Genomic DNA, 11584 nt, shown 5'->3' with positions numbered 1-11584 from the left:
GCCACCATGACGTTCAAATACACGGCAAAGAATTCGCAGAACACGTCGAGCACCGCCGCGACCGTGACGGTGACGTTCAAGGGCGGCAGCGGACTTATCGTCAAGCCGCTGGACGCGCCGAGCACGGCGCCGGGCAAGACCGCGGTTCAGCTTGCCGACTACCGCTGGATCATCGAGGAAGACCGTACCTTCCAGATCGATCCCGCATGCCAGACGACCGCGACAACGCGCCCGGCTACGTGCCCGCCGCTGCCGGTTCCCAGCCTCGGCGCAAATTTCCACACCAGCTACATGCCGGTGGTGGCAGCAGGTTGTGTCGGCAAGGTCGCCTGCGAGTCGGGGCAAACGGTATACGACCCGGCGAGCAACTCGCACTTGCCGGCCGTGTGCGATATCGGCAACGGCGTGTGCCGCACTACGGCTGCGCAACAGGTGCCGGTCAATCCGAGCCAGGTGGCGCTCGATCCGAAGAAGCACTACTACATCTCGATCTTGCCCGGGGACGCCGGTAACAGCTTTGGGAACGGTGCGGGCTTGCCGCAACCGGTTAATCCGGCGAACCCGACCGGGCCGCAGAGACAGTTCGACATTTCCAAGGACTGCCCGTCGGGTCCCGCCGGCGCGGATTTTGCGCCGGGCACGGGTAAGTGCGGCCACACCATGGGTGGCGCCCCGATCGCGCCCGGACAGACCAGCGTCAACGTGCTGTTGCAGGAGACGCCGATGGCGACCGCGAAGGTCTCGGTGTTTGTCTTCGAAGACGACGCCCCGGTGAATGGCGAAGTGGACGTCAGTGGCGGTACCGACACGTTCGGCTCGGCGCGCGAACCAGGACTTGGCGGATTCGAAATCAAGCTCTGGGACGACGCGGGCGGCACCGGCGACCCAACCGGACAGATGACGTACGACATGTTCAACATGCCGCTGTCCAATTCCTTGCAGGGGACCATCGATCCGGTCACGGGGCTCAATGCCTGCCCGATTTCGACGGCGACCGACGGAATTGTCGGCATGGTCCCGACGTGTCCGAAATTCGAGTCGGACGGCAAGACGGTGTCGCCGCTCGTCGGCCAGGCCATCATTGCCAACTTGATGCCAGGCCGGTACGGCGTCGTCGCGACGCCGGCAGCCGACCGGATCGGCAGGGGAGAGGAATGGCTGCAGACGAACACGCTGGACGGACAGAAGGCACACGACGCGTTCGTCAAGGTGGGTGGGCCGGCGTACTTCCAGGAGTTCGGGCCGGCAGGCTTTCACGTGGCGGTCGGCTTTGCCAATCCGAAAATCATCAATGCTCGCCTGCCGCTCCTTTGCGCAGGTGCGACGTGCACAAGCGGGCTCAAGGGCAGGGTAACGAACCTGCACTACAGCCGTCCGCCGAACGAGAATCTGTATGGCGCCGGCTCGCGTACCTCGCTGAGTTTCACGCAGTGCTATGTCAGCGTCGGCGATCCGGACGGCGAGGATATGGCGTTCACCAAGTGCAACGCCGACGGGACGTTCAGCTTTAGCGGCTTGCCCGCAGGCACGTTCAGAATCACGATCTTCGATCAATGGAACGATCAGATCGTCGACGGGCTCGCGACTGCGGTGCAACTGGCGACCGGCCAGACTGTGGATGTCGGGGATCTTTCGGTGCTCCAATGGCACACGAATCTCTACACCCGGACGTTCATGGACACGACCGGCTCCGGCGTCTCGCAGACGAGTTCGCCAGGGCTCCCGCTGGTTCCGACCAATATCCGCTTCCGCGACGGCAGCTATTCGAACTTCAACAACACGGACCTGAACGGCTATGCGTCGTTTAACGAAGTGTTCCCGCTGTTCAACTGGTACGTCGTCGACACCGACGAAACCCGCTTCAAGCAGACTGGCGTCCATGTGGTCTACGACGCCGGCGGCCCGCCCGACGGCACACCCGGCGGCGGCACCTCGACCATTGCAGCTAACTACGCCAACACGCTGGAATCCGCGACGGCGCACCTGCCCACGAACCTCCGGGTACCGGGCGCGGTGTATTGCAACGACGCGGACTGCAAGGACCGTACGGGTTCGAATCCTTCGACCGGCAGAGTCGATCCGCCGTGGGTGACCACGATGGGTTGGCAGGGCTTCTCGGGGCAGAGTTCCTTTATCGAGTTCGGCAAGGCGCAGTTTGGCGCGACTGAAAACGGCGGCATCCGGGGCGAAGTCATCTACGCTTCGACGCGGCCGTTCGACGATCCTTCGCTGCTGATCCACACAAAGTGGACGCCGGACGTGCCGAACGTCACGGTGAACCTGTATCAGGAGGGCGTCGCGGCGGACGGCACGACCAGCCTGACGCTGGTGGACACGACCAAGACCGCCAGCTGGGATGACTGGGCGCAGGGCTTCCGCTCCGACGGCGTGCCGAACATGAACTGTCCGGGACAGGAGACCACTGACCCGTTCTTCTTCACGTTGAAGGACACCCCGCAATGGCTCGACGCGCAGAAGCGTGCGTTGCCAGCGCATTCGCAGTTCAAGTGCTACGACGGCATGCACGCGTTCAACCAGTTGCAGCCCGCGCCGTACGACGGGATGTACAAATTCCCCAGCGTGACGGGCCGGAGCACGACGACCGGCAAGCCGACCGCGACGAACTGCACGGTCTGTGTGGCCAATCCTTCGGGCGACGGTACGCAGATGCTGCCTGCCGGCAAGTACGTGGTCGAAGTGATCGTGCCGCCGGGCTACGAACTGGTGAAGGAGGAAGACAAGAACATCCTGATCGGCGACAACTATATTGCGCCGGTCACGCAGCAGTTCGCCGGCATCGGCGCCATCTTCATCCTGCCCGACCAGGCTGCGGTGAACTCCACCTATAACCGGAACAATCCGCAGAATCCGACCCAGGACCTGGGCTCCACCACCTACTCGCGGGGCGAGGGCGACACGGGCAGCATCGAAACCTCCTGGCCTTGCGTCGGTGAGCTGCGCATCGTGCCCGACTACATCAGCTTGTTCCCGGGTTCGCAGGAAGTCGCGCCGTTCGCGGGCGCCTCCCGGCACCTGTGCGACCGCAAGGAAGTTAACCTGACGAGCCAGTCTACAGTGCTGACGAAGTTCTGGATCTTCAGTTCGACGCACGTGGCCGCGCACTACACCGGCTTCATGCTGGATGACTTCTCTTCGGAGTTCGATCCGTATTCGCCGCAATTCGGTGAAAAGTTTGCGGTGCCGAACGTGCCGATCTCGATGAAGGATTTCGCCGGCAACGAAGTCGCTCGCACATATACGGATCAATGGGGCATCTTCAACGGCTTGAACTATTCGACCTGGCAGGTCAACCCGCCGAACCCCACCGGCTATGCGCCGACGATGATGGTCGCCTGCATGAACGATCCTGATATGCCCGATCCGGCGCATCCTGGCCAGACGATTCGCGATCCTCTGTTTAACACGGCATACAGCCAGTTCTGTTACGAGATTCCGTTCATGCCTGGACAGACCCAGTACATGGATACGCCAGTGGTGCCGGTCTCGGCCTTCGCGGAGGGCTACAACCAGCCTGACTGCGCGTACCCGGATGCCACGCCGGCGATTTCCAGCGTAACGGGCGACTCGCTCGGCGCCGGCGCGGGACCCTGGGTGAGCGTTGCCACCCGCACGCTGACCATCAACGCTCAGGGCAACCAGCAGGTGCCGAACCATGCCTACACGGGTCCGGCTGCGACCACGGCGCCGTTCAATCAGAAGTTCCTGACGCGTCACTATGGCTTTGGCAGCCGGCCTTCGACATGCCCGGCCATCGGCCCGTGCAAGAACGCCACGATCGGCGGTGTTCCGATGAACAATGTTTCATGGAGCGACACCACGATCACAGGCCAGGTGCCCATCCTGGTCGGCTCGCAGTCGAGCTGCACGATCCAGCAGCGTGGCGTGCTGAATCCCACGTCCTGCGGTGAACTCGTCATCACGGCGGCCAACGGCAAGCGCTCGATCGACACGGTCACGGTCACGATCGGTGGCAAGATGCCAACCTACGTGAATGGCGAGAACGCCACCAGCAACGCGATTCAGACCGCGATCGATAAGGCGACCCCGGGCGACATGATCGTCGTCGGTCCGGGCGTCTATAACGAAATGCTGCTGATGTGGAAGCCGGTCCGGTTGCAAGGTGTCGGTGCGACGGCGGTAACCGTCAACGCGAACACCCACCCGTCGGGCAAGATGGACCCGTGGCGCAGGCAGGTTGGCTGTCTCTTCGGCGACGCATTGAACGGCGGTCTGATCTCGGCGAGCAATCCGTACGATCCGACCGGCACGTATTCCTGTTCGCCCACGATGCAGCGCAAGGTGGATACGATACCGTTCGAACCCGCCTCCGGATGGGACTTCAACCTCAACGGCAACCTGGCTGAGCTGCTGATCGAGCCGACGCTGATGGGTGCGTATGAAGGTGCGGCCATTACCGTGCTCGCCAAGGGCGTGAAGGACGTGAACTCGCAACCCGACCCGAACTGCATCGCGAACGGCATTTGCACGCCGCTCACTGGCCCGACCCTGCTCCAGCCGAACCCGCCGGATTGCACGAACTATCCGAGCAACTTCCTGTGCAATCCGTCGCGTATCGACGGCATGACCTTCACCAACAGCTCGCAAGGCGGCGGAGGGATCTTCCTGCATGGCTGGAACCATTACACGGAGGTCTCGAACAACCGTGTCTTCGCCAACGCAGGGACGCTTACAGGAGGCATCACAGTAGGCCAGGTCGAAACTGCCGAAGCGACCATCGCCGGGGACGGCGTGACGGAGTTGCCGTTCCTGCTCAACCAGCATGTGAACATTCACAACAACGCGGTGACGTCGAATGCTTCGTATGGCGACGAAATCAACTCGACCACGCCTTCATCGGCGGGCGGTGTGACCTTCTGCAATGGTGCCGACTACTATCACTTCAACTACAACTGGGTCTGCGGCAACATCAGTGCCGGCGACGGCGGCGGTATCGCGCACTTCGGGTTCAGCTATAACGGCGACATCTCGCACAACTGGGTGCTGTTCAACCAGAGCAACAACCCGACGCTGCCCACGTACGGTGGCGGCATCATCGCCCAAGGCGTACCGCCTGACGGCACGTTCTGCGAGAACTCGACGGTGGACATCGATTGCGCGCCTCAGCTTTCGGATGGCGTTGGCCCGGGTCTCGTGATCGACGGCAATCTGATTGTCGGCAACACGGCGGAGAGCGGCAAGGGCGGTGGCCTGCGGCTGCAGAATGTCAACGGCACCGACGTACAACGCAGTCCCAGCAACCCGAAAGCGTGGTATTCGGTTCTGGTGACCAACAACATCATCGCGAACAACGTGGCCGGGTGGGCGGGAGGCGGTGTCTCGCTGCAGGATGCGGTGGCCGTGAACTTCATCAACAACACGGTTGTCTCCAACGACGCAACTGCGTCCGCAGGCGTGCTGTTCAACACGCCCGCGGCCACGCAGGCCAACGTCGGGCCGCCGAACTGCACGACGGTTGGATCGGAAACGACGTGCTCTCCGATCACGACGTCGACATTCGAGCCGGCTGGGCTGGAGACCGCGCGCCACACGGGGAACTTCATCGTCGCGTTCACCAATCAGAGCGTGGCATGTCCGGCGGGGTTGCCCAACTGCACGACGTTCTCGAACCCGGTGCTGACCAATAACGTGTTCTGGCAGAACCGCACGTTCTATATCACCGTGGGAGGAAAGAATCCGAACATCGCGGGCCTGCAGAACGCGGTCACGTTGAACCCGTCGTTGAATCAGGCAGGGAAGGCGACAGGCTTCTGCGATCCGAACGCAGTCTATTGGGACATTGGCGCGTTCGGCGACACCTCGGCCAGCAGTCGTCAAGCGGCTTTGACGATGCACCCGCAGTACTCGATTCTGACTGACGCCGGTGACTACCCGGGAGCGCACAACAGCAATCTGAATCCGGCTGTGGTGCACCAGTACTGCAATGGCTCGCGTGTGCCGCCGGAAGCGGGCGGAATCGGCATCACGGTACCGCCGGGTATCGCCGATACGGTTCTTCCGAATCCGCTGTTCACCCTGATGCCGTCGGCGACGCCGGATGAAGGCAACCAGTGGATCAACATGTCGTACGGTCCGCTGTCGCTGTTCAACGAAGCGCTCACGTCGGGCATGACCGGCTATAACGTAGTGCTGGGCAACTACTCGATCAATACGGGTTCGCCAGCAATCAATGCCGGCACGGCGGCCGGTGCGCCGAATCACGACATCTTCGGCACGTCGAGGCCGCAGGGCGCCGCCATCGACATCGGCGCGGTCGAGGTCGTGCAGCCAGGCTTGTTGGGCGGCACCCCTCCGCCGATCGATCCGCTCGCATTGGGTGGCTCGTCGACGGGTGGTCTGCTCGGGCTGTTCCAGTTAGTGGCGCCGAAACTGCCCGTCGTGACGCCACCGGTGCCGCCGCTGACCCCGGCGCAGACGCTGCCTGCGGTCATACGGTGAGGGGGCTGTAATGAAACTTCGGTCCCCCTCGACAAAGCCGGCGGTGCTGTTCACGAGCAGCGTGTGGCTGGCCGCGACCCTGGTTCAAGGGGTCGCGGCCCAGCAGAGCGCGCCGCCGGCGCTCACGGCCAGGCACTCGCCGTATTTGCCGGTGAGTGTGTCGCAGCACGCGAAGAACTACTACGGGATGATGAAGGGCATCGATAACCTGAGCGTGCGCCGCACCGCATCGGGCAATCTGATCCGCTTCAACTATCGCGTGACGGATCCGGTGGCGGCGCATCTGCTCGGCGAGAAGACCGCGACCGCCTACCTGTACGGGCAAACGAGCCACGCGGTGCTCGAGATTCCGGTGATGGACAAGGTCGGGCCGTTGCGCCAGACCGGTCCACTTGAAGCCGGGCAGGAATACTGGATGGTGTTTTCCAACAAGGGCGGGCCGATCAAGGCCGGCGAGCGCGTCGACATTTTCATCGGTTCGCTTCATGTCGACGGACTGATCGTCGAATGATCGCGGCACGGTGATTTGCAACACAAATGGGGGAGGTGAATCATGTCCCGGTTTCTTTTGAAGGCGATTTCGGCGGCCTCAGTGGCCTGTGTTCTGGCATCCTGCCCGGTCGCATACGCGGCCTCGGCCGCAGGAACGGCGCAAGCCGCTGCGGCGAGTCATCTTGGTGCGGCGCAGATCGTCGAGCGGAACGTCGCGGCACGTGGCGGGCTTCAGGCGTGGCATGCGGTCAATACGATCACAATGTCAGGGCAGATCGATGCCGGTGGCAAGAAGAACACAAAGCTGCCGTTCACGATGACGATGAAGCGGCCGAACAAGAGCCGCTTCGAGGTTCGCTTCAACGAGCAGACGGCGTTTCAGGTCTACGACGGCGCGCGGGGCTGGAAGGTCAGGCCCTTCCTCGGACGCGACGAAGTCGAACCGTATACCCCTGCGGAGGCTAAATCGGCTGCGGCGTCGGCTGACCTGGAAGGGCCGCTGATCGACTATGCGAGCAAGGGCTCACGGGTGGATGCTCTGGGTATGGAATCGGTGGAAGGGCATCGCGCGTACGTCCTTAAGCTGACGACGAAAGACAATACGTCACGCCGCATCTGGATCGACGCAAGCAGTTTTCTCGAACTGAAGATCGACGGCGAACCACGCAAGCTCGACGGCCGGATGCACGACGTCGCCATCTTCTATCGCGATTACAAGAAAGAAAATGGGCTCGTCATTCCGCACACGCTGGAAACTGCCGTCAGCGGCGTCAAGCCGACGCACAAGCTGACGATCGACCATGTCGTGGTGAATCCGCCGGCGGACGATACCTTGTTTGCGAAACCGCAACTGGCCATGGCCAAAGTGCCGAACCAGCAGCCGCTGGTGAATAGCCACTAGCCGTTATCGTGCGAGGTCCACTGCCATGACACGAATCGCACTGTGGGTGCTCATCGGCTGCCTGACGGCGGCGGTGTACGCGAGCGAGCAAATACCGGAGCACGATCTGAGCGCGGACCAGATCGTCGAGAAAAATATCGCCGCGAGGGGAGGGCTCGACGCATGGCGGAATATCCAGACGATGGTCTGGGTCGGGCACGTGGATAGTGCGAATACACCCGCGGAGGAAATGCCGTTTGCGCTCGCGCTGAAACGTCCGAACAAGACACGCTTCGAGGTCACCGTGCTCAGCCACCGGGCTGTCCGGGTATTCAACGGCAAACAAGGCTGGAAGGTGAGCCCGAGCGCCACCGGCGGCGGCGAAGCGCGGCCGTACACCATGGACGAGCTGAGTTCCGCGCATGACGAGCAGGTCATCGACGGATTGCTGATCGACCATCAGGCGAAGGGTGTCGATGTCACGCTCGACGGTATCGACAAGGTCGACGGACACGATGCATACCGCCTCGGCGTGAAGTTGCCTTCCGGTGTGACCCGTCATGTGTGGGTCGACGCGCAGAGCTTTCTTGACGTGAAGTACGACCGCGTGGCGCGGGGCCCTCGCGGGCCGGTCACAGTGGAAGTGAAGTACGGCGACTACAGGAGCGTCGACGGTTTGCAGATACCGTTCACGATCGAAAGCGGCGCAGCGGCGGCCGGAAAGGGTGACAAGCTGATGATCGACAAGGTGACGCTCAATCCGCCGCTTGACGATGGGATGTTCACGAAACCGGGCTCGCAGGGTCGGCGCAACTCGGTGTCGGTGAATGCCGATGCGTCGTCGCCCGCTCTGAGCCGGCCGGGCCCCTAGCCATGGACTGCGCCCGGGTCAGCCGAGGAGCCAGCGCTCGGGTGCGATGGCTCGCGGCGCTCGCGCTCGTTCAATGGGCATTGCTCGCCGCGTTGATTGCGCCGGTAGGCAAGGCGAACGCTGCCCCCTCGTCGCCGCCCGTAACGACAGCGAACACGGGGGAAGCGATCTTCCAGAAAGGCGTGCTGGGTTCGGGCGAACCGCTTGAAGCGATGCACGACGGTGGCGTGAACCTGCGAGGCGCCGCCGCGGCCTGCATGAATTGCCATCGGCGCAGCGGCCTTGGATCCAGAGAGGGGAATAACAACATCCCGCCGATCACTGACCGGTATCTGATCCATGCTCGCGTAGAGAACCCCGACGAGTTCGACCTCCCGTACATTCCCGGCATGCGCATCAATCGCGAGCCCTACACCGATGCGACGATCGCAAGAGCAATACGCGAGGGACTCGATTCGGAGGGCAAACCGCTCAGCAATCTGATGCCGCAGTACGCGTTGAACGACACCGACATGGCAGCGCTGATCGGCTATCTGAAACGCCTCGATCGACGCAGGCCGGCAGGTGTGACGGACACGGTGCTGCACTTCGCGACGATCATCACACCGGATGCTGACCCGGTGAAACGGCGTGGCATGCTCGATGTGCTCAAACAGTACTTCGACGACAAGAACGTGTTTCCGCTTGGCGCGACGCCGCCGCTACGCGCGTCGCACAAGATGATGTTCATGGTCAATCGTCGCTGGGAGCTGCATGTGTGGGAGTTGAGCGGACCGCCGTCGACGTGGCATGAACAGTTGAAGCGCCTACTGGTGGAGCAGCCGGTGTTTGCGGTGCTGTCGGGACTCGGCGGCAAGAACTGGGCGCCGGTCCACGAGTTCTGCGAGCAGGAGGCCGTGCCGTGTCTCTTTCCCAACGTGGAGGTGCCGGTTGAAACCGACCAGGATTTCTATTCCGTGTATTTCTCGAAGGGTGTACTGCTCGAGGCGGCGCTGCTTGCGAGGCGGATTCTCGATGAAGCCCATGGCAAACCCATGCAAGGAACGACAAGGGTGTGGCAGGTCTATCGCACAGGCGACAACGGCGAACGGGGCGCACAGGCGCTTGCCGCCGCGTTGAAGGGCCATGGCATCGCGGTGTCGAGCCGTGCTCTTGCGCCAGGCGACAGCGTCGCGCGCTCCCTGCACGGAATTTCGCATGGGGACGTGCTGGTGCTATGGCTGCGTCCGCCCGACGTTGCGGCGCTCGGGCATTTGCCGCCGCCGTCGGACACCGTGTTCATGTCGGGGCTGCTGGGCGGGCTCGATAGCACACCGTTGTCGGCAAGCTGGCGCGGTGTCACGCGCCTCGCCTATCCATTCGACTTGCCGGACGGACGGCGTGTCCGTGTCGACTATGCATTCGGCTGGTTCTCGATCCGCAAAATCCCGATGGTCGCCCCGCAGGTCCAGGCGGACACTTATCTCGCGTGCGGTCTGCTGGCGGAGACGCTTGGTCATATGGTCGATGCGTTTGAGAGGGATTACCTGATCGAGCGCATTCAGGACATGCTTGAACGCCGCATCCTGACCGGCTACTACCCGCGCCTCACGCTGGCGCCCGGACAGCGCTTCGCGTCCAAGGGCGGCTATATCGTCCGCTTTGCCGAGCCGGACCGAGTCAGGCTCGTTGCCGACGGGGCCTGGATGGTGCCGTGACGATGTCGTGAGACGAAGCGTGGACTGGCGCGCAAGAAATCACGAGACGCTATCGCCCGCGCGGCCGGGCGTCTCCCCTACCGCAAGAATAGGACGTTGACCCATGTCGTTTCCTGTCGACGGTTTGCACAATATAAACGTGGCAAGGGGGCGCGAATGCCTCACCGGAATGGGGCACCGTAGTCGCGAGACCTTCTTCTCATTTCGCTCGTTGCCGTCAGGCGCGACACAGCAACGCAGTCATTGAATTTTTCCGCCGTTGGCAAATGTGTGAAGCACGGCGCAGGGAGAGATAGCCATGGCAAGGACTATTATCAGTATTCCTGCATTTAATCAGATGCTTCGCTGTGGTTGGACGGTGGCCTTCGTGGCGCTTTGTCTGTTCCAGGCTTCTACCGCACACGCTTTGCCTATATTCGCACGGCAAACAGGACAAAGTTGCATTGCGTGCCACGCCGGCGGTCAGTTTCCCGAGCTCACGCCGTATGGGCGCATGTTCAAGCTGAACGGATATACGCTCGGCGAACGCACCATCCCGCTCGCCGTGATGGGAACAGTCGATGCGACCAAGACCCGGCACAACAACGACGCTAACGGGAATCCCATCTCGCCCAAAGACGGCAATCTGACATGGGATGCGGCCAGCATTTTCCTCGCCGGGAAGATCACCGACAAGATCGGCGCGTTCGCTCAATATACCTACACGAACTACGATCACCAGAATGGCGACGGCAGGTGGATCGGTAAATGGGCATCGGACAACACCGATGTCCGTTACGTGGAACGGATCATCGGCGAAGCGAGCGACTTCATACTAGGCGTAACGTTGCACAACAATCCGACGGTGCAGGACGTCTTTAATACCGCGCCTGCATGGAGCTACCCCTACCTCTCTTCGTCGACGAGCGCTGTTGGGTCTCCGGTGTTCACGCCGCTCATCGAGGGGGCATTGGCGCAGCAGGTCGTCGGCATTGGCGGCTACCTGTACTGGAACAAGATGGTGTACGCGGAACTGACCGCATACAGCACCGCCGACGGAATCTGGTCGTTTCTGAGCCATGGCAGCAAGGCAGGAGACCTGGCCCACCCGCAGACCTATCTGAAAGGCTACAACCCGTATTGGCGCGTTGCGCTGACCCGCGAATGGGGCCCGCATAACATCATGGT

The 11584-nt window shown here is 62.3% G+C and carries 5 protein-coding genes and 1 pseudogene; all 6 read left to right on the top strand.

From position 1 onward, the window contains the following. On the top strand, nucleotides 1-6477 hold a 6477-nt coding region (locus P3T25_RS47910; RefSeq protein ID WP_429364715.1), incomplete at its 5' end, for a choice-of-anchor Q domain-containing protein. 10 nt (nucleotides 6478-6487) lie between these two features. After that, a complete protein-coding gene (locus P3T25_RS47905) occupies nucleotides 6488-6988 on the top strand; it encodes a hypothetical protein (RefSeq protein WP_154565703.1) in 501 nt (166 codons plus the stop codon). Between the two features lie 42 nt (nucleotides 6989-7030). After that, entirely contained in the window at nucleotides 7031-7870 is an 840-nt protein-coding gene (locus P3T25_RS47900; protein WP_266256849.1) for an outer membrane lipoprotein-sorting protein, read from the top strand. A gap of 25 nt (nucleotides 7871-7895) precedes the next feature. Next, nucleotides 7896-8720 (top strand): hypothetical protein, encoded by an 825-nt coding sequence (locus P3T25_RS47895; RefSeq protein ID WP_154565702.1) that lies wholly within the window; start codon nucleotides 7896-7898, stop codon nucleotides 8718-8720. Nucleotides 8721-8722: 2 nt separating this feature from the next. Continuing rightward, nucleotides 8723-10417 (top strand): cytochrome C, encoded by a 1695-nt coding sequence (locus P3T25_RS47890; protein ID WP_429364712.1) that lies wholly within the window; start codon nucleotides 8723-8725, stop codon nucleotides 10415-10417. 493 nt (nucleotides 10418-10910) lie between these two features. After that, a pseudogene (locus P3T25_RS47885) lies at nucleotides 10911-11584 on the top strand (cytochrome C); the annotation flags it as partial.

Origin of the sequence: Paraburkholderia sp. GAS32 (genome assembly GCF_050434225.1) — a bacterium.
In the GTDB taxonomy this organism is placed as follows: domain Bacteria; phylum Pseudomonadota; class Gammaproteobacteria; order Burkholderiales; family Burkholderiaceae; genus Paraburkholderia; species Paraburkholderia madseniana.
Note: the sequence above shows the minus strand (reverse complement) of the source record. Positions and strands in the feature narration are given on the sequence as shown.